The following is a 20,881-nucleotide window of genomic DNA, read 5'->3' on the forward strand; positions in this document are numbered from 1 at the left end:
TGTATCGAGGGTATCCGAGAGGCTTTGCCGGAAAGCGCTTTCTTCCAGGAGTTGTCCACACTCCGGCGGGCCTGTGGACAAGTGTTTCCGCGCGGGATGGACGTGGCGCACGACGGCGACCTGTCCGGCTCGACGCATACCGTACTGTTGGTATGTCGACTGCGAGGAGAGCGAGATGACTCTGGGTCAGCCCAGTGCCAGTGGCACGATCGAGATCGGCGCCTCGGCCGACGAGGTGTACCGGATCGTCAGCGATCCCGGGGCGATGGCGGACCTCGCCGACGAGTACTCCAGCTTCCGCTGGCTCGGCGACGCCAGCACGCCGCGGGTGGGCGCCCGGTTCCGCGGCCGCAACCGTCGCGGGGCACGCCGGTGGAGCACCGTCGCCACCATCACCGACGCCGAGCCCGGCGTGCGCTTCGCCTTCGACGTCACCTTCGCCCGGCTGCCCGTCTCCCGCTGGCAGTACGACATCCGGTCCACTTCGGACGGCTGCGGGGTGACCGAGAGCACCTGGGAACGCCGCCCCGCCTGGTTGAAGGTGCTCACCTCCACGGCCACCGGCGTCTGGCGCCGTGCCGAGCAGAACCAGCACAACATCACCACCACCCTGCGTCGCCTGAAAGAGCGAGTGGAATCCGCGCGAGCGCGGTAACGGTTTTCCCGGCCCCCGCGATCTACGTCCTGTCACGGCACGTCACCGCCGACTTCCACCCAGCGACCACGTAGAGAGCACGGGCCTTCCACACATGCGACTGATGCGTTCCCTCGCCGTCCTCGCGACGGCCGGCTGCCTCACCGCCACCCTGGTCGGCTGCACCGCCCAGCGGCCGGGCGCCCCCGACCGGACCGGCACGGTCGACAAGATCTACGACATCGAGAAGACGGTGACCAAGACCCCCGAGGCCACCGGCGTCGCCCCCAACAGCTGAGCCGAGCGGAACAGCCGGCGCACCCGGTTGGTTGAGTCGGGACGTGGCTACCGTCCGACCTGTACGACCCTCCGCCCGAGTACGCGCCCCCGAGCTCACCGGCGACCGTTGGCTCAACACCGGCGGCCGCCCGCTCCGGCTCGCCGAGTTGCGCGGCCGGATCGTCCTGCTCGACTTCTGGACCTCGGGCTGCATCAACTGCCTGCACGCGCTGGACGAGCTGCGCCCGCTCGAGCGCGAGTTCGCCGACGTCCTGGTCACCATCGGGGTGCACTCGCCGAAGTTCCGCCACGAGGGCGAGGCCGCGGCGATCGACGCCGCGGTGCGCCGGCACGACGTGCACCACCCGGTGCTCAACGACCCCGACCTCACCACCTGGCAGCAGTACGCCGTCAAGGCCTGGCCCACTCTCGTGCTCGTCGACCCCGAGGGCTACGTCGTGCACGTCGCCGCCGGCGAGGGCCACGCCGACGCGCTGCGCCGGGTGATCACCGAGCTGGTCGCCGAGCACGAGCGCCGCGGGACACTCCGCAGGGGCGGGAGCCCGTACGTCGCCACCCGGGACGACAGCACCGAGCTGCGCTTCCCGAGCAAGGCCGTGCCCACCGCCGAGGGCACCCTGCTGGTCGCCGACACCGGTCACCACCGCGTCGTCGAGCTGGCCGCCGACGGCCGGACCGTGCTCCGCGCCTTCGGCGACGGCACCCGGGGCGACACCGACGGCCTCGCTCCCCGCTTCGCCGAGCCGTCCGGCATCGCCGTGCTCCCACCGGAGGTGGCCGTCCGGGTCGGCTACTCGGTGGTGGTGGCCGACACCGCCGGCCACCGGCTGCGCGGGATCGACCTGGCCACCGGCACCGTCACCACGGTCGCCGGGACCGGCCGGCAGTGGCGTACCGGACCGGACGCCGGCCCCGCCCGCGACGTCGACCTCACCAGTCCCTGGGACGTCGCCTGGTGGCAGCCCGCCGGCGGCGTGGTGGTCGCCATGGCCGGCAACCACACCCTCGGCCTCTTCGACCCCGTCGCCGACACGGTCGCCCGGTTCGCCGGCACGACCGTCGAGGGTCTGCGCGACGGCGCCGCCGGCAGTGCGTTCTTCGCCCAGACGTCGGGCCTGGCGGCGACCGACGACCGGCTCTGGCTGGTCGACGCCGAGACCTCCGCACTGCGCTGGATGCGGCCGGGCGACGGTGCCCAGGGCGGGTTCACCGTGCACACCGCCGTCGGCACGGACCTGTTCACCTTCGGCCACGCCGACGGGCCCGCGGACGCGGCGCTGCTGCAGCACCCGCTCGGCGTCGCCGTGCTGCCGGACGGCTCGGTCGCGATCGCCGACACCTACAACGGCGCCGTTCGCCGGTACGACCCCGCCACCAACACCGTCAACACCCTCGCCCGCGACCTGGCGGAGCCCAGCGGGCTGGTGGTGCGCGACGGCGAGCTGCTCGTAGTCGAGTCGGCCGCGCACCAAATCCGCCCGGTGCCCACCGGCGACACCGCCGTGATCGACGGGCAACGGCAGGTCGTGCGGCGCCCGCCAACCGTGCTCGCCCCTGGCGAGCTCGACCTCACCGTGGTCTTCGTGCCGCCGCCGGGCGAGAAGCTGGACGACCGCTACGGGCCGGCGACCCGGCTGGAGGTGACCGCGGCACCGCCCGAGCTGCTGGTCGAGGGCGCGGGCGGCGGCACCGAGCTGACCCGCCGGCTCCGGCTCGCCGGTGACGTCCGCGAGGGCGTGCTGCAGGTCGTCGCGCAGGCGGCCAGCTGCGACGTCACCGCCGAGCACCCGGCATGCCGGGTGACCAGGCAGGACTGGGGCGTACCGGTGCGGATCGAGCCCGGCGGCGCCCCGGTGCTGGAGCTCGTGATGGCGGGCTCGTGACGGCCGGACCCGAGAAAGGCGACGGTTACCATGGCGGCTGTGCCCGACAACGAAGAGACAGCCGGAACGGACGTGAAGCTCGAGATCCAGATGCTGCACGACCGGGTTCTGGTCCGCACGCCGACCGACGAGGGGGAGAGGCGCAGCAGCGGCGGCATCGTGATCCCGGCGACCGCGCAAGTGGCTCGCCGACTCACGTGGGGCGATGTACTGGGGGTGGGCAATAATGTGCGCAACGTGAAGGTGGGAGACCGGGTGCTCTTCAACCCGGAGGACCAGTTCGAGGTGGAGATCCACGGTGCGGGGTACCTGGTGATGCGGGAACGGGACATCCACGCGCTGGCGACCGAGCGCACCGAGCACGGCACGGGGCTGTACTTGTAACACCCGGTTCGGGAGGGGCGAGTGGCCGACGAACACGACTGGCCGGAGCAGGACTCCGAACCCGCCGACCAGGCCGCGGTGACCCTGCACGCCCAGCCACCCGGCACCACCGACGGCCTGACTCCCTACTCCCGGGACTACCCGAGCGCGCCGGACGCTCCGGGCGGGACGGCCGACCCGGGCACCGAGAACACCGCGGGTACCGAGGCCGGCCCGGCCACCGCGCACACCCCGGGGCCGGTGCACGGTCCAGCCCTGGCGGACATCCGGGGCGAGACGAGCGGCCCGGACACCACCCGCGTCCCAGAGGTCACGGTCGACCCGGACCACGAGGACACCGTCGTCATCCCGGACGCCGTGGAGACCTCGGTCGTCCCGGCGATCCCGGATGCCGACGAGATGACCGCACCCGGCATCGAGCAACCCGGCATCGAGCAACCCGACACCGAACAGGCCGACACCGAACAGGCCGACGACCCGGAGCTGGTCGACGAGCTCATGGCGGCCGGCAGCGGCGTCGCTCCGCCTCCGGCCACCCCCACCCGGCGGCTGCGTCGCGGGGTCGGTGTGGCGCTGATGATCGCCGGAGGCACCCTCGCCCTGCTCGCCGTGCTCTACACCGCCGACCTCCTGCTCAGCGTGGGCCGCGTCCCGCGCGGGGTCACCGTCGCCGGGGTGGCGGTCGGCGGGATGAAGCGCGCGGACGCCGAGCAGACCCTGCGCCGCGAGCTGGAGCCCCGGCTGATCGAGCCGGTGATTATCCGCGGCGGCGACGTCACCACACAGCTCGACCCGGTGACCGCCGGGCTCGGCCTCGACTGGCACGGCACCGTGCAGCGCGCCGGCAGCCAGCCGCTCAGCCCGCTCACCCGGCTGTGGTCCTTCTTCACCACCCGCGAGGTGGGCGTGGTGACCAGCACGCGCTGGCCGATGCTGACCCGGGCGGTCCACGAGCTCGCCGAGTCTCGGCTCAACCATCCGATGACCGAGGGCGGCATCGGCTTCACGACGATCCCCGGCACCGACGGCGAGGTGTCGGCGTTCGCCATCGAGCCCCGGCAGGCCCAGGAGCTCACCGACGTCGAGGGGGCCGCCCGGCGGATCGACGAGGAGTGGCTCGGCGCACCCGTGGTCGAGCTGCCGCTGTCGACCACCCCGCCCAAGGTCACCCTCGCCGGTGTGCACGCCGCGCTGGACCGGATCGTCCGGCCGGCGGTGGCCGAGCCGGTCGTGGTCCACGGCGACGGGACCGACGGGGTGCTCCGGCCGCGGGACGTCGCGAACGCGCTGCGGTTCGCCCCCGCCGGCGACGGCGGGCTCCAGGTGAAGGTCGAGCAGTCCCCGCTGCGCGAGGCGCTGGCTCCCCAGCTCGCGGAGACCGAGCGGAAGGGGGTGAACGCGAAGGTCGTGTTCACCGGCGACCGGCCGACCGTGGAGCCCTCCACCGAGGGTCGCGTCATCGACTGGGCCAGGACCCTCGCACCGTTCTTCGAGGTCGCCACCCGCGCGGAGGCGCGCGAGCTGCCGGTGGTCTACGCCACCCGCCAGCCGGAGGTCACCACCGAGGAGGCGCACGCGCTCGGCATCCACGAGGTCGTCGGCGAGTTCACCACCACCGGCATGGTGGGCGAGGTGGCGCACAACGTCGCCGTGCTCGCCGAGCAGGTGACCGGCACGATCGTGCGGCCGGGCGACACGTTCAGTCTCGACGGGCACACCGGCCCGCGCACCGCCTCACAGGGCTACGTGGTGGCGCCGCTGCACGAGGACGGCACCGGCCCGCTGGTGATCGGCGGTGGGGTCGGGCAGTTCACCACCACGCTCTACAACGCGATGTACTTCGCCGGCCTGAAGGACGCCGGGCACACCGAGCATCCCTACTACTTCGACCGCTACCCGGTGGGGCGGGACGCGCGGTCGCTGGACGAGGACGGCTCCCGGGTCGACATGGCGTTCACCAACGACGCCCCGACCGGGGTGGCGATCCAGGCGTTCGCCGACGGCGGCTCGGTCACCGTGCGGATCTGGGGTACCAAGCGCTACCGGGTGGAGAGCGCGACCGGGGAGCGCAGCGGCTTCGAGCCACCCCCGGTGCGGCGCGGCCCGCCGGACAACTGCCGGCCCTCCCTCGGCACGCCGGGGTTCACCACCTCGGACACGAGGGTGCTCTACGACCTCGAGTCCGGCGCGGAGGTGCGCCGGGAGACGAGGAGCGTCCGGTACGGCCCGAAGCCGATGCTCGTGTGCTGACAGTGACGAGGCGCCAGCCGGTCGGGTACTGACCGTGACGCTCCCCGGGCCGCTACGTTCGAGGTGTCCCGCTGGTCACCCGCTTCGGAGGTTCGGTGACAACCCTTTCGCCCAAACGCTTCTTCGTCGTCGCGGCGGCGCTGGCCGTCCTCGCTGGTGTTCCCGCCACGGCCGCCGCCGACCCGTCCAGCGACGGCGCCGCCGAGCCGGCACTGGTGCACGCGACCGAGAACAACGGCTGCAAGCTGAACGTCCGCGCCGCGGCCGGCACGTCGGCACCGATCCTGGTCACGCTGAGCTGCGTCAACTACACCACGTGCGGCCACGCCGAGCCGGGCGCGGCGCCCTGCGCGCCCTACGTGGTCGGGGAGAAGTACGGCTGCGTGGGTCCGGACGGCACGCAGGTCACCGACGACCGGTGGGCCGCGGTGGCCTGGCGGGCGCCGGAACCGGCCTATGTCGCGGTGGCCTGCGCCGCGTTCCGGCGGTGAGCTGTCCGTCCACATCATCCGGTCAGTGTGATCGAGCACTGTGATCGAGCACGGCGGACGGAGAGATCCGAAGGACGGCGGTGGGGCCGGGGCGCGCGACGCGCCCCGGCCCCACCGTCCGATATGCGGTTGTTCGGTCAGGTCCTGCTGGCCGACCGGCCGCCGGCCACCTTCGGGTACACCGCCGCGGCGGCGAGCACACCGAGCACCGCGGCGCCGACCTGGAAGGCGTGCCGCCACCAGTCAATGCCGGGGGTGTCCTCGACGCCGACCACGCCGGCCAGCCAGTTGCCGATGAACGCGGCGATGACACCGACCACGATCGTCAGCCACAGGGGGATCTTCTGGTCACCCGGAGCCAGCAGCCGGCCGATGACACCAAGGATCAGGCCGACCACGATCGCCGTGATGATGCCCCAGATTCCACCAAGCACTTCGTCTCCTCGAGCTCGTCGGAACCGGATGTCCCGGATGTCGCAGGGTGGCACTGTCTCCGGCGGACCGCTCGTTCATTCCCGCCACCGGGTGAACTCCCGCGGGGGACGGCTACCTCGAGACCGAGCGGCGACCGTACATGCCGGCGGCCAGCGTGACGCCGAGCCCGGCCAGCACGATCTGGGTGATCAGCTCCAGCCAGTCGAAGCCGGCGGTGTCGGCGTAGCCGAGGCCGCGCGCGATGGCCGTGCCGATCAGCGCGGCCACGATGCCCACGACGATGGTCAGCCAGATCGGGATGTTCTGCTTTCCTGGAGCCACCAACCGCCCCAGGACGCCAATGATGAGGCCGACCACGAGCGCGGTGATGATTCCGGTGACAGTCATCATCTCTCCCTATGGGTGGTGTCCGGCCGACCCTCCGGTGACCGGCCGGTGTTCGCTGGGGAAGTACCTCCGGGAGAGAGAAACGAAACGCCGCGTGGGGTAGGCCACCGCTCAGTACAGCCGGACGTGCACCGTTCGCAGCACGTCCACCGCGTGCGTCCAGAGCAGTGCGCCGCCGGCGGTGTCCACCACGTGCCGCCGCGCCGCCGGCATCCGGGCGGCGAGGGTGGCGCCGAGATCCGGCGAGTGCACCGGGCTCGCGTCGAGCCGGCCGTACCACAGGTCAACCGGCACGGTGACCTGCGCGGGGTCGAACGGCCACCGGCGCATGCTCAACAGCGTGTCCCGCGCGTAGCCGGCCGGCCCCTGCCGGAACCCCTCGGCCAGCGCCCGGCGGAAGGCGCGGGCGAAGCCGGGTTCGGTGTAGACCGCCCGGTCCACCTCGGAGCTGCCGGCCACGATCATCTCCTCCAGCCGCTCGGCGTCGCCGAACTCGGCGAACACCGCCTCGGCGCGGGCGGGGTCGGCCGCCGCCAGCTCGACCAGGCCGCGCACCTCGGCGTCCAACCTGTCCGCCAGTCGCGGGTCGGCCAGCTCGTCACCGCACACCACGGCGGCGGCCGCCGCCACGCCGCGGGCGGCGCACGCCAGCGCGAACGGCACGCCCTGGGAGTACCCGACCACGGCCGGTGCGCCGAGCCCTCGCGCCCGCGCGAGGTGGCGGACGTCGGCCGCCCAGTCGTCGAGGGTGCGGCCGGGCGCGGGGTCGGAGGCGCCGAGACCGGGCCGGTCCACGGACACCAGCCGTATCCCGAGGTCGGCGAGGACGCCGGCACCGAACCCGAGTGACCGGCTCGTGCCCGCCCCAGGGCAGAGCACGACGGGACGGCCGCCGGGCGGGCCCCACTCCGCCCAGCCCAGGGCGCGGCCGTCGGGCAGCGTCGTCGTGCCGAGGCGGGCCGGCTCGGTGATCATCACACTTCCGAGTATCCGACCGCGGCCAAGCCGTTTTCGCCGCCCTTTTCCGACGCGGACCACCTGCGGCCGGAACGGCGAAGCCCCCCGCTGGACATCGCCAGCGGGGGGCTTCGCGGCACCGCCGCGGGATGACGGAGCTCGTGGTGTCGGGTCAGAACGTCAGAACGCGCTCTCGTCGAGCTCCATCAGGTCGTTGTCCGCCGCCTCGACGATGGCCCGCCGGGCGGTGAGCTCCGGGAGCACGGTCTTGGCGAAGAACGACGCGACCGCGATCTTGCCCTGGTAGAACGGCACGTCCCTGGCCGAGGCGCCGGCGTCCAGCTTGGCCAGCGCGACCTCGGCCTGCCTGAGCAGCTGCCAGCCGACCAGCAGGTCGCCCGCGGACATCAGCAGCCGCACGGTGTGCTGGCCGACCTTGTAGACGTTCTTCGGGTCCTCCTGCGCCGAGGTCAGGAAGCCGATCATCGCGCCGAGCATGCCCTGGGTGTCCTCGAGGGCCTGCTTGAGCAGCGCGCGCTCGGCCTTGAGCCGGCCGTTGCCGGCCTCGGACTCGATGAACCTGGTGATCTCCCCGGCGACGTACCCCAGCGCCTGGCCCTTGTCCCGAACGATCTTCCGGAAGAAGAAGTCCATCGACTGGATCGCCGTGGTGCCCTCGTACAGCGAGTCGATCTTGGCGTCGCGGATGTACTGCTCGATCGGGTAGTCCTGCAGGAAGCCGGAGCCGCCCAGGGTCTGCAGGGACTGCACCAGCTGCTCGGTGGCGCGCTCGGAGCCGACGCCCTTCACGATCGGCAGCAACAGGTCGTTGACCCGCTCGGCGAGGTCGAGCGACTTCTCGTCACCCTCCTGGGTCCACACCTGGTCCTGGAACGACGCGGTGTACAGGTAGACCGCGCGCAGGCCCTCGGCGTAGGCCTTCTGCAGCATCAGCGAGCGCCGCACGTCCGGGTGGTAGGTGATGGTCACCTTCGGCGCGGTCTTGTCGGTCATCCGGGTCAGGTCCGGGCCCTGCACGCGCTCCTTGGCGAACTCCAGCGCGTTGAGGTAGCCGGTGGACAGCGTGGCGATGGCCTTGGTGCCGACCATCATCCGGGCGTACTCGATGACCTGGAACATCTGCGCGATGCCGTCGTGCACGTCGCCGAGCAGCCAGCCCTTCGCCGGGATGCCGTGCTGGCCGAAGGTCAGCTCGCAGGTGGTGGACACCTTGATGCCCATCTTGTGCTCGACGTTGGTCACGAAGGCGCCGTTGCGCTCGCCGAGCTCACCGGTCTCGGAGTCGAAGTGGAACTTCGGCACCAGGAACAGCGACAGGCCCTTGGTGCCCGGCTTCGGCTCGATGCCCGGCCCCTCGGGACGGGCCAGCACCAGGTGCATGATGTTCTCGGTCATGTCCTGCTCGGCCGACGTGATGAACCGCTTCACACCCTCGAGGTGCCAGGAGCCGTCCTCCTGCAGGATCGCCTTGGTGCGGCCGGCGCCCACGTCGGAGCCGGCGTCCGGCTCGGTGAGCACCATGGTGGCGCCCCACGCGCGGTCGATCATGATGCGCCCCCAGCGCTTCTGCTCCTCAGTCCCGTTGCGGTCGAGGATCATCGCGAAGTTCGGCCCGGCCAGGTACATGAACAGCGCCGGGTTCGCGCCGAGGATCAGCTCCGCGGCGGCCCACTGGACGGTGGGCGGGAGGCCGAGGCCGCCGAGGTGGTTGGGCAGGCCCAGCCGCCACCACTCGCCGTCCCACAGCTGCTGGTAGTTCTTCTTGAACGACTCGGGCAGGGTCACCGAGAACGTCTTGGGGTCGTACACCGGCGGGTTGCGGTCGGCGTCGGCGAAGGACTCGGCCAGCGGGCCGACCGCCAGGTTGTTCAGCTCGGCCAGCGCACCACGCGCGGTGTCCTCGTCGGACTCCTCCAGCACGCCCTTGCCGAGGCGGTCCTGGACGTTCAGCATCTCGAAGAGGTTGAACTCCAGGTCACGCACATTGCTCTTGTAGTGGCCCATGTCGTCTCCGTCGTGTTCGGGTGTCCGGCTGGGCACGTGGTTCCCCTACTGGCCGGTAACATCAGGATATTACCTGTCGGTAACCGGCGGCAAGGCGTTCGTGCACGTTTGTGACGTGACGTGCACACATCTGGGGTGAGCCAGATCACTCCAGGGCGCGGGCCCAGGCGGCGGCTGGCCCGGGGCCGGCGGATCGCGGACCGGCGTCGCCGGCGGTGTCGCCCGTGTTGCCCGCGTTGCCGGTGCTGCCGGTGCTGCCGGTGCCGGTGCCGCCGGCGCTGTCCTCGGGGTGGACGACGAGGATGCCGGAGCGGAACGCCACGGCGACCGCGTGCGTGCGGTCCCGGGCGGGGAGCTTGCGGAGGATGCTCTTGACGTGGGTGCGGACCGTCTCCACGGACAGGTAGAGCGTCTTCGCGATCGCCGAGTTCTCCATGCCCTCGGCCAGCAACTGGAGGACCTGGTACTCGCGGCGGGACAGCGGCAGTCGCGGTCGCGCCACGGGCCCGGCGCCGGGGCGGGTCGATCCCACCGTGGCCAGCGCGGTCAGCGACGGGTCGACGAAGCGACGGTCGGTGTGGGCGCGGTGGATGCCCTCGGCCAGCCGCCGCGGCTCCGCGGAGCGGGGCAGCGCGGCATGCGCACCGGCGGCGAAGACGTCCCCGAGGTAGCGGGCGCTGCGCTGGGCGTCGCGGACCAGCACGACGACGGTGGGCGCGGTCGACTCACCGGCGGCGAGCAACCGGACCAGGTGGCCCCGCGGGTCGAGACCGGAGTCGACGAGCACCACATCGGGGCGTAGTTGTTCACACATCTGGAGTGACGAATGATGCGTGCTCGCGTGGCCCAGCCAGTGCAGGCCGGGAGCCCGGTGCACGACCGCGCACAGCCCCTCGCGGAAGATCGGGGCCGCCTCGACGGCCGCGACACCGAGCTGCCGCGGCCCCGGCTGCGGCACCCCGGGCTGACCTCTGTTCGTGCCGATACCCTGCACCATTCGCTCTCCGTCCCTCCGCACAGCCGGGCTGGGTGGGTCGGCGTGGCCGACGTCCCACGCCCGTCCCGCCGGCCGGTGCCCGGCCGTCTCCCCTGGGACCGAGCGTCCTCCGGCCCGTGACACTTTTGACGGGCATTCATGAGGTCCGTGACGAAGAATCCCCCAACCGGGTGGGTTGTGGGTAAACTCCTGATGTTTTGTTAACACCGAGAGTTAACAAGCCGCCTCGCGCAGGCGACGGAACTCCTCCGCCAGGGTGGTCGGCGTCCAGTGTGCGTTCAGTCCGCTGGGATTCGGCAACACCCACACCGGCGCGCCGCCGATTCGCTCGTCCCGCGGGCCGACGTCGGCCTTCGGCTGGCCGAAGGCGGTGCGGTAGGCGGTGATCCCCACCACGGCCAGCCAGGCGGGGCGGTACCGGGCGACCTTCGCGGCCAGCGCGGCACCGCCGGCGCGCAGCTCGTCCGAGGTGAGCTCGTCGGCGCGCGCGGTGGCCCTGGCCACCAGGTTGGTGACGCCGAGGCCGTAGCGGAGCAACTCGTGCTGCTCGCCGGGGCGCAGCACACGCGGCGTGAAGCCGGCGGCGTGCAGTGCCGGCCAGAACCGGTTGCCGGGCCGGGCGAAGTGGTGGCCGGTCGCGCCGGAGTACAGGCCCGGGTTGATGCCGCAGAACAGCACGCGCAACCCGGGCGCGATCACGTCCTCGATGGTCCGGCCGTGCGCCGCCGCGAGCTCGGCCTTGGTCGGTCGGTATGCCACCCGGCCAAGTCTGCCCGGCCCCGGCAACCTCGTCCTGTCCCGCTCAGCGGCGCCCGCCCCCGGGGTGGCCAATTCGGCCGGATTCCGCGTACCCTGTGTGATCCGCCGCACAACGCCGGCGCAGCCAAGGAACGGTGGCAAGGGGGCCGCGTGCAGATTCCCGAGCTGGTGGTGGTCATCGGTCTCGTCCTGCTGCTGCTCATCGCCGCGGCGGCCACGGTCGCGCGGGAGGACCGGCGGGCCGAGCGGCGAGCGGCGCTGCGTAGGCGGGCACGGTTGGCCCGACTCGGCGAGGAGCCGCCACGGCTGTCGGCACCGGAACGGTATCCCTGGCGCTGACGTCCCGCGCCGTGCTCGCGCCGCGGCGCAGCAGCAGGTAGAGCGTCGCGAGCACCCAGCCGAGCAGCGCGCCCGTGGTGTTGGACATCAGGTCGTCCACGTCGAAGATCCGGTAGGGCCGCACCATGCCGAAGTTGCCGGTGAGCTGGGTGACCTCGATCGCGAGCGACGCGGCGAACCCGAGCAGCAGAGTGCCCCGCGCCCCGCGACGCAGCAGGGTCCTCGCGATGATCCCGAGCGGCACGAACAGCAGCACGTTCATCGCCAGCTGCTGCAACGCCGAGGTGGCCAGCGGGTCCCCGTAGCGTCCGGCCTCCCGCGCCACGTCGGCCACCCACCGCAACGGCACGAGCTGCACCGGCTGGGGCAGCGGCGACGTTCCGGGGCCGGGCAGTGGCAGCAACACCACCGCCACCGCCAGGCAGGCGTACAGCGTCACCAGCCCCGAGACGATCAGGCCACGCGGCCGGACGCGGCCGTACCGTGCGTGCTGGAGCAGCAGCTGCGGGACGAGCACCGTGCCCCACACCGCGAGGAAGCCGATGAGTCCGTACTCGAGCGCGATCGCCTGTGCCCGGGTCATACCAGTCATACCGCGACGTTATGACTGGTAGCGGCCGCGTCGGCTCGGTCGAAGGGTCACCGCTGGCCGCGCGCATCGGCCAGCTGGCCGATGGCCGAACGGCGGCGGTCAACCGGACGCAAGGCCACGGTTGCCTATCGGACACCGGAACACCCTGGTCCCCGGAACCGGCAGCGGGCAGACTCCACCGCCGACGCCCGCGGGGGTAGCGGGCGTCAGATGCGGAGGAACCATGACCACGTCCACCCGGCTCCGGCGCGCCGTCGCGATCGTGGCCGCCGCGTTGGCGGCGCTGACGCTCGGCGGTACCCAGGCGAGCGCGGCGCCCGCGCCCACCGTCGACGTGCGGCTGATCGGCTTCAACGACCTGCACGGCAACCTCGAGCCGCCGGCTGGCTCGTCCGGGCGGATCCGGCTGCCCGACGGCTCGACCGTCGACGCCGGTGGCGCCGCCTACCTCGCCACCCACGTCGAGCGGCTGCGGAAGGAGGCACGGCACTCCGTCGTGGTGTCCGCGGGCGACAGCATCGGCGCGTCGCCGATCATCTCCGCCCTGTTCCACGACGAGCCGACGATCGAGTTCCTCAACCAGCTCGGGGTGCGCGCGCACGTGGTGGGCAACCACGAGTTCGACGAGGGCTACGCCGAGCTGCGCCGCATGCAGTTCGGCGGCTGCCACCCCGAGGACGGCTGCCAGTTCCGTGACCGGTTTCGCGGCGCGCGGTTCCCGTTCCTCGGCGCCAACGTGTACTTCGACAACGGCGCGCCGGCCGTGCTGCCGTTCACCGTCGAGCTGGCCGGCGGGGTGCCGATCGGGATCATCGGCGCCACACTGGAGGATCTGCCGACGGTGGTCACGCCGGAGGCGATCGAGGGGCTGAGGTTCGGCGACGAGGTCGAGGCCATCGACCGCACCGCGCGGCTGCTGGCGTCGTGGGGGGTGCGCGCGCAGGTGGTGCTGCTGCACCAGGGCGACAACACCGAGGGCGGCGGGCCGGACGACTGCCGGGTGACGCCGGGGCCGGCCACCCGGATCGCCGAGGCGGTGTCGCCCGAGGTGGACGCCATCTTCACCGGGCACAGCCACCAGCAGTACAGCTGCTCGATCGTCGACCCTGCGGGCAACCCGCGGCCCGTGCTGCAGGGTGCGTCGTTCGGCCGGCTGCTGTCGGTGGTCGACCTGCGGATCGACCGGCGGAGCCGGGACGTCGTGCGGGCCGCGACCACGGCGCGCAACGAGATCGTGACCAGGGACGTGCCGGCGGAGGCCCGGGTGGAGCGGCTGGTCGAGGAGGCGAAGGCCAAGTCAGGGCCGATCGCCGACCGGCCGGTCGGGACGATCACCGCGGACCTGCCGCGCGCCGGCGCCGCGTCCGGCGAGTCGCCGTTGGGGTCGGTCATCGCCGACGCGCAGCTCGCCGCCACCACCGGCAACGGGGCGCGGGTCGCGATGACCAACCCGGGCGGGATCCGCGCGGACCTGGTGTACGCGTCGTCGGAGCGCGGCGAGGGCGACGGGGTGGTGACCTACGGCGAGGCGTTCACCGTGCAGCCGTTCGGGAACATCCTGCAGACGATCACGCTGACCGGCGCGCAGCTGAAGGCGGTGCTGGAGCAGCAGTGGCAGCCGGGTGGGCCGCGCATCCTGCAGATCTCGTCGACGCTGCGGTACGCCTACTCGACATCGGCGCCGGTCGGGTCGAAGGTGTCGGACCTGCGGGTGGCGGGGACACCGGTGGATCCCGCGGCCGAGTACCGGGTGACGGTGAACAACTTCCTCGCCGGCGGCGGGGACGGGTTCACCGAGCTGACCAAGGGCACGAACGTCACCGGCGGACCGGTGGACCTCGACGCCCTGCTGGCGTACTTCGCCGCGAACCCCGGGGTGTCGCCGCCGCCGGCGGACCGGATCACCGTGCTGCCGTAGTCCTGGGCGCCGGCCGGAGTGGTCGGCGCCCGGCGTGCCGCGGGCCGTCCGGCCGGGTGCCGGGCGGCCCGCGGCGTTCGGTGTTCTCGCACCGGTGTTCCCTGCGACAATTGCCGGCATGCCCACCTGGGAGGACGTGCTCGCGATCGCCGGCGCGCTGCCGGAGGTCGAGGAGTCGACGTGGTTCCGGACGCCGTCGCTGAAGGTGGCCGGCAAGAGCTTCGCCCGGTTGCGCACCGAGGCGGAGGGCGGGTTGGTGCTGATGTGCGGGCTGGACGAGAAGGAGGCCCTGCTCTCCTCCGGGGACCCGGCGTTCTACACCACCCCGCACTACGACGGCTACGGAGCCATCCTGGTCGACCTGGAGCGGGTGGACCCCGACCAGCTCGCCGAGCTGGTCACCGAGGCCTGGCGCCGCAAGGCCCCCGCCCGCCTCCGCAAGGTGTTCGACCAGGGCCGGCCTCAACGCTGAGCCGTGCCGACGACCGGCTCGATCCGGGCGACCAGCGGTGGATACTGCGGGCATGGGGAAGACCTACGACGGCATCACGCCGCGGCTGCGGTCGTTCATCACCGAGCAACCGGTGTTCTTCGTGGCGACGGCGCCGCTGTCCGCCGAAGGGCACGTGAACCTCTCACCGAAGGGCCGCTCCGGGTCGCTGGCCGTGCTGGACCAGCGGACGCTCGCCTACCTGGACTTCGGCGGCAGCCACGCCGAAACCCTCGCGCACCTGCGGGAGAACGGTCGCATCACGCTGATGTGGTGTGCCTTCGCCGGCCCGCCGAGGATCCTGCGCGTGCACGGCACCGGCACGCCGGTGTTCCGCGACGACCCCCGCTGGGCCGAGCTGATCGGCCACTTCGCCGCCGTGGACGGCCCCGGTGTGCGGGCGATCATCGCGATCACCGCCACGCTGGTCAGCGACAGCTGCGGCTTCGCCGTGCCACTGCTCGACTACCAGGGCGAACGGACCCTGCACGCCGAGCACTTCGGCCGCAAGAGCGACGCCGAGTTCACCGAGTACTGCGCCGGCAAGCCGCACAACGGCACGAGCATCGACGGGTTGCCCGCCCTCCCGTTGCCGCTTCCGCCGCGGACCGACTGAGCGGTTCGCCGAAACCGTCGTAGCCGGACGGCACCCTTGCCGCGTACCCGCCATCCACCGAGGGGGAGCGACATGCGGAACCTGATCGTGCAGGAGCTGGTCACCGTCGACGGGTTCGTCGCCGGGCGCGACGGCGGCCTCGACTTCTTCGACACGGTCGCCGACTACGGCGAGGTGGACCAGGACAATCTCCGACTCCTGGCCGACGTCGACACGGTCCTGCTCGGCGCAGCGACGTACCGGCTGTTCGTGGACTACTGGCCCACGGCGAAGGACGAGCCGGTCGCCCACGTGGTGAACACCGTTCCCAAGATCGTGTTCTCCACCGGCCTCACCCACGCTCCGTGGGGCGAATGGCCCGAGGCGCGGGTGGTCCACGGCAACCCGGTGGACGAGGTCACCGCGCTCAAACAGCAGCCGGGCAAGGACATCCTGGTATGGGGCAGCCTGACGCTGGCCCGGTCACTGCTGGCCGCGAGGCTGGTCGACGAGCTCCAGTTGCGGGTGTGCCCGGTCGCCATCGGCACCGGCCGCACCCTCTTCCCCACCGATGGTGATCTCCACCTCGAGCTCGTCGAGGCCACGGCCTACCGCTCCGGCATCCTCGCCACCCGCTACCGGCCACGGCGAGCCTGACCCAGGCGCTCCACACGGGACGGAAGGTTCCCGTAGCCGTTCCCCGGGGTCGGGGTTCAGGGTGGATTCAGGGTCATCACCGATCGCCAGGGACGCCCGGCACGCGCGAACCTACTACCGCAGTCGGGCGGCGATCTCGGTCTCGAGGATGACGCGGCGGGACGGACGGTTCGGGAAGCATGGTTGACGTCGCGAAAGGGCCGGGCGCTGGCGGAATCCACCGCGAACCCAGCGCACTGCAGCACGAACTGACGCCGACCGGCCGAAGAACAGCGTGGAACGACACGTTCACGTCCGGTGGGCAGGACCCGAGGAGGAATGATGATCGAGGCGAAAGGCCTCACCAAACGGTACGGCAAGACGCTCGCGGTCGACGACCTGTCCTTCAGCGTCGAGCCCGGCCGGGTCACCGGCTTCCTCGGCCCGAACGGTGCGGGCAAGTCCACCACCATGCGGATGATCCTCGGCCTGGACAACCCCACCGCGGGCCAGGTCACCGTCGGCGGCAAGCGGTACACCGAGCTGCACCATCCACTCCGGACGGTCGGCGCCCTGCTCGACGCCAAGTGGGTGCACCCCAACCGCTCCGCGCGGGCCCACCTGATGTGGATGGCGAAGTCCAACAAGATCCCGGCCCGCCGGGTCGACGAGGTGTTGGACATCGTCGGGTTGACCGCGGTGGCCGGCAAGCGCGCCGGCGGTTTCTCGCTCGGGATGTCCCAGCGGCTGGGCATCGCCGGCGCCCTGCTCGGCGACCCGGAGGTGCTGCTGTTCGACGAGCCGGTGAACGGCCTGGACCCGGAGGGCATCCTCTGGATCCGCAAGTTCATGCACCGGCTGGCCGACGAGGGCCGCACGGTGTTCGTCTCCAGCCACCTGCTCTCCGAGATGGCGCTCACCGCCAGCGAGCTCGTGGTGATCGGCAAGGGTCGACTCATCACGCAGAGCAGCACCGAGGAGTTCGTCGCCCGCGCCGCGGAGAGCACGGTGAAGGTACGGACCCCGCAGCTGGACAAGCTGCGCGCGCTGCTCGCGCAGGCCAGCGCGACCGTCGACATCGAGGGCGACGGGCTCATCGTGTCCGGAATGGAGAGCGAGAAGATCGGCGAGACGGCGGCCAACCACGGGGTCGTGCTGCACGAGCTGAGTCCGCAGCAGGGCTCGCTGGAGCAGGCCTTCATGCAGATCACCGGCGACTCGGTCGAGTACCACGCGGCGCTGGAGGCCGAGGCGCGGCACGCCCTCGCCGGCCAGGACGTTCGCTGACCACCACCCGACTTCACCCCAAGGATTCGAGACGACCATGACACTGCTCGCTGTCGAACGCATCAAGTTGTTCACCACCCGATCGCCGTGGTGGTGCTCGGCGGTCACCCTGGCGGTCACCATCGGGTTCGCCGCGCTGATCGTCGGCACGGCCGGCGACGAGATCCCGATCACCGTGCGGGTCACCCAGTTCGGGTACAGCTTCGGGCTGGCCGTGGTGATGGTGCTGGCCGCGCTCGCGGTGACCACGGAGTACCGGTTCGGCACCATCCGCACCACCTTCCAGGCCGTGCCCAACCGCACGGCGGCGCTGCTGGCCAAGACCGGGGTGGTCGCGCTGCTGGCGCTGGCGCTCGGTGAGATCGCGGCGTTCGGATCGTGGGCGCTGGCGAACGTGATCCGCCCGCAGGACGACCTCGCGCTGAACACCGTCGCCGAGTGGACCAACGTCGCCGGCGTCGGCCCGGTGTACGCGCTGACCGCCGTGATCGCCGTCGCGGTGGGCATCCTCGTCCGGCACAGCGCCGGGGCGATCTCCATCCTGCTGATCTACACCCTGGCCGCCGAGAGCCTGGTGCAGCTGATCCCCAACGTCGGCGACGACATCCACAAGTGGCTGCCGTTCAACGTGGCCGACAAGTTCCTCACCGGCGGCATGGCGGGCGCCGGCGGGGAGGGGCCGCCGGTGTCCACCTCCGCGCTGAGCGCGGGCTGGGCGCTGGCGTACTTCGCCGGCTTCGCGCTGGTCATGCTCGTGATCGCGCTCACGACCGCCAACAAGCGCGACGCCTGACCGTCGCGAGAACGACCACCACAGGGAGAGCCGGCGGGCACCGCGGATTCGGGGCCACGGACCCGCCGGACGCAAAGGGGAGAAAGAGAGGCCCGGGTCGCCTTCGGGGGGCGACCCGGGCCTCGCCCTGCCGGCCCCCAGGGCCGGCCAGTTCATGTCCCAAGCACCGAGCCCCTCAGGCGTGGCGCGCCACCCGTCGGTTACGCCCGGCTCGAGGCGCGCCTCACCCAGGCGCGGGGCACCCGCCATTCCATGCCGGCTCGGGCACGCCTTACCAGGCGCGGGGTACCGGCCGTTCCACGCCGGCTCAGGGCACGCCTCACCACGCGCGGGGCAGCAGCCTTCCCCACCCGGCTCGAGGCACGCCCCACTAGGCAAGGGGCAACACCCATCCCCTTCCCCACCCCGATCCGAAGCCGCTGTGCGGTCGGCGGTGCCGTGTCAAGGCACTCTTTCCCGCCTTGACACGGTGCCGACGACCGTCAACACAATCAGGCTTCGGGGTGGGGACCCACCACCCGCGACCCGGCAACCCCGACACGGGATGCACCCCCAGCGGGTATGCGGGGTGTGCCCCGCGGCGCGACACACCCCGCCGTGAACCCGTCGAGTTGTCCCCATCCCCCGAAAGGGATCCACAGATTTCGCGCACCCCGTCCCAGCACTCCGGGCGGCGATACGCTGGAGCGGCTCGGCGACCCCGGGGTGGGCGGGGCCGCACCTCCGCGCGGGGTGGGCGGGGGGCACCCTCCCGCGTCCCCTTCTGGGAAGCCGGCAGTGTCTGACGGGGTGGGGCTCGCGTCAAGGGCGCCTTCGGCGTCGCTGCGCGATTCGCTTCGCTCACCCTTGACCCGAGCCCCACCCCGCACAGGACCGGCACGGACGAAGGGGACGGGGGCAAACCAAGGCCACGCCACGCCCCGGGTGATGCCTGGCGCTCCACTGTCCCCGCCCAGGCCCCAGCCGCGCGGGCGTCAGTCACGCACAGACAACCCCTTGTAACGAAACGTCGTCGGTAACCGATGTATTACGCGGCCCGGCGGCGTGTGTCGCAACACAGTCAGGCGCATTAAGACGACGTTAACCAACTATGGCGTCCCTCACAGCCAACGGACGGGGCGCCGCTGACCAGGTGCTATGGAGCTACACCCGTCACGCACCCCTTGGAGGTGACCCTTGACGGTGGTCGAGATCGGTGACGTACCCACCCCGCGGACCCCCGCCCCCCGAGCCGTGGCCCCACCCCGGTTGGAAGCCATGCCGGGCCTGGAGTGGTCGAACGCCATCGAGCTGCCGCGGGTGGTCACCTCCGCCGGCAAACCCGCGGAGCTGCGCCGCGCCTGGGTGCACCGCGCGCCCGAGCAGCAGGTGCTCGCGCTCTACCGCGCCGCGTGCGCCGAGGGCGAGCCGGTGCCCTCCCCGTGGTGGCTGCGGGCCGTGGCGGCCGGCACCCTGCCGTCCAGAGAGGATGGTTTCCGGATCGAGGATCGGATCGCCCAGCTGCTCGGCCGTCGCCCCGGGTGGGAGTTCGTGCCATGGGCCGCCGACGGTGAGTCCGGCTACTGGGAGTTCCTCCCCTCGGAGGGCGGACCCAGGGCCCTCCGCATCCCCACGACCCTGCTCACCACCGACCGGCACACCGGCTGGATCGACGTGCTGCCCGCACACAGTGGACCGGCCCCGCAGCCGATCGCGGTCGCCGGGCTGGCCGGGCTGCGGGCCCGGCTGGGCGAGTTCGAAGCCGTGCGCTGACCGGCCGGTGACCGGCCGCTAGGCTGGCCCGTCGTGGAGAGTGAACGGCAACCTCGGCTGCGCAGCGTGGTCAGCTACGTGCAGCGTGGCGGCCGGATGACCGTCGGGCAGGAGCGGGCCTGGTCGCGGCACTGGCCGGAGCTCGGCCGCTCGGTGTCCGAACTGGACCCCGGCCCGATCGACTTCGCCGCCTGGTTCGGCCGCCCGGCGCCGGTGCTGTTGGAAATCGGCTCCGGAATGGGTGAGACCACCGCCGAGCTGGCCGCCGCCGAACCGGAGGTCAACTACGTCGCCGTGGAGGTCTACAAGGCCGGCCTCGGCCAGCTGATGCTCCGCGCCGACAAGCTCGGGCTGCGCAACCTGCGGCTGCTGCACGGCGACGCCGTCGTGCTGCTCACCGAGCACGTCGCCCCCGCGACCCTCGCCGGCGTGCGGATCTTCTTCCCGGATCCGTGGCCGAAGAAGCGCCACCACAAGCGGCGGCTCGTCCAGCCGAGCTTCGTCGCGCTGGTGGCCTCCCGGATCGCGCCCGGCGGCGCCCTCCACCTGGCCACCGACTGGGAGAACTACGCCGAGCAGATGCTCGAGGTGTGCTCGGCGGAGCCCCTGCTGTGCAACCGCTTCCCCGACTGGGCGCCGCGGCCACCCTGGCGCCCCGTGACGAAGTTCGAGCGGCGGGCCCGCGAGGAGGGCCGGATCAGCCGCGACCTCATCTTCGAACGGATTCCTCAGGCCGGCCAAGCCGCTGTCGGGACGCGCTGACCGGCGGCCCGACCACTCCGACCACTCACGGTCCGGCGCACCGGCCCCGACGCCCGGTCGTTCAGCTCGACCAGCGCCGGCGCGACCGCCGCGAGCAGCAGCACGACCACGCCCGCCGCGACCCCGATCGTCTCGATGATCCCCATGACATCCTCCCGGAACCCCGGGCCGCCCGGCGCGACCCGCTGAGTCCAGCCTGCGGCATCCCCGCAGGT

Annotated in this window: 22 protein-coding genes; 14 read left to right on the forward strand and 8 right to left on the reverse strand. The window is 72.1% G+C overall.

Annotated features, from left to right (window positions below; genetic code table 11):
- Positions 1-175 precede the first annotated feature (175 nt).
- The 6 genes from BM051_RS12035 (at position 176) to BM051_RS12060 (ending at position 5,942) form a co-directional block, all read left to right on the forward strand.
- Entirely contained in the window at positions 176-655 is a 480-nt protein-coding gene (locus BM051_RS12035) for an SRPBCC family protein (protein WP_166677660.1), read from the forward strand.
- Between the two features lie 94 nt (positions 656-749).
- Positions 750-932 (forward strand): hypothetical protein, encoded by a 183-nt coding sequence (locus BM051_RS12040; RefSeq protein WP_092530155.1) that lies wholly within the window; start codon positions 750-752, stop codon positions 930-932.
- 43 nt (positions 933-975) lie between these two features.
- Positions 976-2,817: an NHL domain-containing thioredoxin family protein gene (locus BM051_RS12045; RefSeq protein WP_092530156.1), complete on the forward strand. Its 1,842-nt coding sequence runs from the start codon at positions 976-978 to the stop codon at positions 2,815-2,817.
- Between the two features lie 30 nt (positions 2,818-2,847).
- On the forward strand, positions 2,848-3,201 hold the full coding sequence (locus BM051_RS12050) for a GroES family chaperonin (protein WP_092530157.1): 354 nt from the start codon (positions 2,848-2,850) through the stop codon (positions 3,199-3,201).
- Between the two features lie 21 nt (positions 3,202-3,222).
- Positions 3,223-5,451, forward strand: a complete 2,229-nt coding sequence (locus BM051_RS12055) for a VanW family protein (RefSeq protein WP_243859428.1) — start codon at positions 3,223-3,225, stop codon at positions 5,449-5,451.
- A gap of 95 nt (positions 5,452-5,546) precedes the next feature.
- Complete coding sequence (locus BM051_RS12060) at positions 5,547-5,942, forward strand: hypothetical protein (protein WP_092530158.1); 396 nt, start codon at positions 5,547-5,549, stop codon at positions 5,940-5,942.
- Positions 5,943-6,079: 137 nt separating this feature from the next.
- Here BM051_RS12060 and BM051_RS12065 read toward each other — a convergent pair whose 3' ends face one another.
- The 7 genes from BM051_RS12065 to BM051_RS12095 all read right to left on the reverse strand — a co-directional run bounded on the left by BM051_RS12065 (position 6,080) and on the right by BM051_RS12095 (position 12,433).
- Positions 6,080-6,376: a GlsB/YeaQ/YmgE family stress response membrane protein gene (locus BM051_RS12065; protein ID WP_092530159.1), complete on the reverse strand. Its 297-nt coding sequence runs from the start codon at positions 6,374-6,376 to the stop codon at positions 6,080-6,082.
- A 112-nt stretch (positions 6,377-6,488) separates the two neighbouring features.
- Positions 6,489-6,764, reverse strand: a complete 276-nt coding sequence (locus tag BM051_RS12070) for a GlsB/YeaQ/YmgE family stress response membrane protein (RefSeq protein ID WP_092530160.1) — start codon at positions 6,762-6,764, stop codon at positions 6,489-6,491.
- Positions 6,765-6,875: 111 nt separating this feature from the next.
- Complete coding sequence (locus tag BM051_RS12075) at positions 6,876-7,739, reverse strand: alpha/beta fold hydrolase (RefSeq protein WP_092530161.1); 864 nt, start codon at positions 7,737-7,739, stop codon at positions 6,876-6,878.
- Positions 7,740-7,901: 162 nt separating this feature from the next.
- Positions 7,902-9,746 (reverse strand): acyl-CoA dehydrogenase, encoded by a 1,845-nt coding sequence (locus BM051_RS12080; RefSeq protein WP_092530162.1) that lies wholly within the window; start codon positions 9,744-9,746, stop codon positions 7,902-7,904.
- A 145-nt stretch (positions 9,747-9,891) separates the two neighbouring features.
- Entirely contained in the window at positions 9,892-10,743 is an 852-nt protein-coding gene (locus tag BM051_RS12085; RefSeq protein WP_092530163.1) for a LuxR C-terminal-related transcriptional regulator, read from the reverse strand.
- A gap of 213 nt (positions 10,744-10,956) precedes the next feature.
- Positions 10,957-11,502, reverse strand: a complete 546-nt coding sequence (gene mug, locus BM051_RS12090; protein WP_092530164.1) for a G/U mismatch-specific DNA glycosylase — start codon at positions 11,500-11,502, stop codon at positions 10,957-10,959.
- Positions 11,503-11,701: 199 nt separating this feature from the next.
- Positions 11,702-12,433: a VanZ family protein gene (locus tag BM051_RS12095; protein ID WP_341770786.1), complete on the reverse strand. Its 732-nt coding sequence runs from the start codon at positions 12,431-12,433 to the stop codon at positions 11,702-11,704.
- Between the two features lie 223 nt (positions 12,434-12,656).
- Between BM051_RS12095 and BM051_RS12100 the strand changes: the two genes are divergently transcribed.
- The 8 genes from BM051_RS12100 to trmB all read left to right on the forward strand — a co-directional run bounded on the left by BM051_RS12100 (position 12,657) and on the right by trmB (position 20,666).
- A complete protein-coding gene (locus BM051_RS12100) occupies positions 12,657-14,351 on the forward strand; it encodes a bifunctional metallophosphatase/5'-nucleotidase (protein WP_092530166.1) in 1,695 nt (564 codons plus the stop codon).
- 118 nt (positions 14,352-14,469) lie between these two features.
- Entirely contained in the window at positions 14,470-14,823 is a 354-nt protein-coding gene (locus BM051_RS12105) for an MmcQ/YjbR family DNA-binding protein (RefSeq protein WP_092530167.1), read from the forward strand.
- A gap of 52 nt (positions 14,824-14,875) precedes the next feature.
- The gene (locus tag BM051_RS12110) at positions 14,876-15,457 is read left to right on the forward strand and encodes a pyridoxamine 5'-phosphate oxidase family protein (protein WP_092530168.1); all 582 of its coding nucleotides are present in this window, start codon (positions 14,876-14,878) and stop codon (positions 15,455-15,457) included.
- Positions 15,458-15,529: 72 nt separating this feature from the next.
- On the forward strand, positions 15,530-16,093 hold the full coding sequence (locus tag BM051_RS12115; protein ID WP_092530169.1) for a dihydrofolate reductase family protein: 564 nt from the start codon (positions 15,530-15,532) through the stop codon (positions 16,091-16,093).
- Positions 16,094-16,414: 321 nt separating this feature from the next.
- Positions 16,415-17,359, forward strand: a complete 945-nt coding sequence (locus BM051_RS12120) for an ABC transporter ATP-binding protein (RefSeq protein WP_092530397.1) — start codon at positions 16,415-16,417, stop codon at positions 17,357-17,359.
- 37 nt (positions 17,360-17,396) lie between these two features.
- Entirely contained in the window at positions 17,397-18,152 is a 756-nt protein-coding gene (locus BM051_RS12125) for a hypothetical protein (RefSeq protein ID WP_092530170.1), read from the forward strand.
- Between the two features lie 1,257 nt (positions 18,153-19,409).
- Positions 19,410-19,904, forward strand: coding sequence for a hypothetical protein (locus BM051_RS12130; RefSeq protein WP_177216927.1), 495 nt, complete (start codon positions 19,410-19,412; stop codon positions 19,902-19,904).
- A gap of 33 nt (positions 19,905-19,937) precedes the next feature.
- Positions 19,938-20,666 carry a tRNA (guanosine(46)-N7)-methyltransferase TrmB gene (trmB, locus tag BM051_RS12135; RefSeq protein WP_092530171.1) on the forward strand — a complete coding sequence of 243 codons (729 nt, stop codon included), beginning with the start codon at positions 19,938-19,940 and terminating at the stop codon, positions 20,664-20,666.
- On the opposite strand, the gene BM051_RS12140 is transcribed toward trmB, so the two are convergent.
- Positions 20,633-20,812 carry a hypothetical protein gene (locus BM051_RS12140; protein ID WP_092530172.1) on the reverse strand — a complete coding sequence of 60 codons (180 nt, stop codon included), beginning with the start codon at positions 20,810-20,812 and terminating at the stop codon, positions 20,633-20,635. The two genes, trmB and BM051_RS12140, sit on opposite strands and share 34 nt — an antisense overlap.
- Positions 20,813-20,881 lie beyond the last annotated feature (69 nt).

Origin of the sequence: Amycolatopsis arida (genome assembly GCF_900115565.1) — a bacterium.
GTDB classification, from domain to species: domain Bacteria; phylum Actinomycetota; class Actinomycetes; order Mycobacteriales; family Pseudonocardiaceae; genus Yuhushiella; species Yuhushiella arida.

What these genes read in the sequence shown, in the direction of transcription:
- BM051_RS12120 (WP_092530397.1), top strand. Translation starts at nt 16,415, where the DNA reads ATGATCGAGGCGAAAGGCCTCACCAAACGGTACGGCAAGACGCTCGCG.
- BM051_RS12115 (WP_092530169.1), top strand. Translation starts at nt 15,530, where the DNA reads ATGCGGAACCTGATCGTGCAGGAGCTGGTCACCGTCGACGGGTTCGTC.
- BM051_RS12130 (WP_177216927.1), top strand. Translation starts at nt 19,410, where the DNA reads ATGCCGGGCCTGGAGTGGTCGAACGCCATCGAGCTGCCGCGGGTGGTC.
- BM051_RS12110 (WP_092530168.1), top strand. Translation starts at nt 14,876, where the DNA reads ATGGGGAAGACCTACGACGGCATCACGCCGCGGCTGCGGTCGTTCATC.
- BM051_RS12105 (WP_092530167.1), top strand. Translation starts at nt 14,470, where the DNA reads ATGCCCACCTGGGAGGACGTGCTCGCGATCGCCGGCGCGCTGCCGGAG.
- BM051_RS12140 (WP_092530172.1), bottom strand. Translation starts at nt 20,812, where the DNA reads ATGGGGATCATCGAGACGATCGGGGTCGCGGCGGGCGTGGTCGTGCTG.
- BM051_RS12050 (WP_092530157.1), top strand. Translation starts at nt 2,848, where the DNA reads ATGGCGGCTGTGCCCGACAACGAAGAGACAGCCGGAACGGACGTGAAG.
- BM051_RS12070 (WP_092530160.1), bottom strand. Translation starts at nt 6,764, where the DNA reads ATGACTGTCACCGGAATCATCACCGCGCTCGTGGTCGGCCTCATCATT.
- BM051_RS12080 (WP_092530162.1), bottom strand. Translation starts at nt 9,746, where the DNA reads ATGGGCCACTACAAGAGCAATGTGCGTGACCTGGAGTTCAACCTCTTC.
- BM051_RS12075 (WP_092530161.1), bottom strand. Translation starts at nt 7,739, where the DNA reads ATGATCACCGAGCCGGCCCGCCTCGGCACGACGACGCTGCCCGACGGC.
- BM051_RS12095 (WP_341770786.1), bottom strand. Translation starts at nt 12,433, where the DNA reads ATGACTGGTATGACCCGGGCACAGGCGATCGCGCTCGAGTACGGACTC.
- BM051_RS12085 (WP_092530163.1), bottom strand. Translation starts at nt 10,743, where the DNA reads ATGGTGCAGGGTATCGGCACGAACAGAGGTCAGCCCGGGGTGCCGCAG.
- BM051_RS12035 (WP_166677660.1), top strand. Translation starts at nt 176, where the DNA reads ATGACTCTGGGTCAGCCCAGTGCCAGTGGCACGATCGAGATCGGCGCC.
- BM051_RS12100 (WP_092530166.1), top strand. Translation starts at nt 12,657, where the DNA reads ATGACCACGTCCACCCGGCTCCGGCGCGCCGTCGCGATCGTGGCCGCC.
- BM051_RS12125 (WP_092530170.1), top strand. Translation starts at nt 17,397, where the DNA reads ATGACACTGCTCGCTGTCGAACGCATCAAGTTGTTCACCACCCGATCG.
- BM051_RS12040 (WP_092530155.1), top strand. Translation starts at nt 750, where the DNA reads ATGCGACTGATGCGTTCCCTCGCCGTCCTCGCGACGGCCGGCTGCCTC.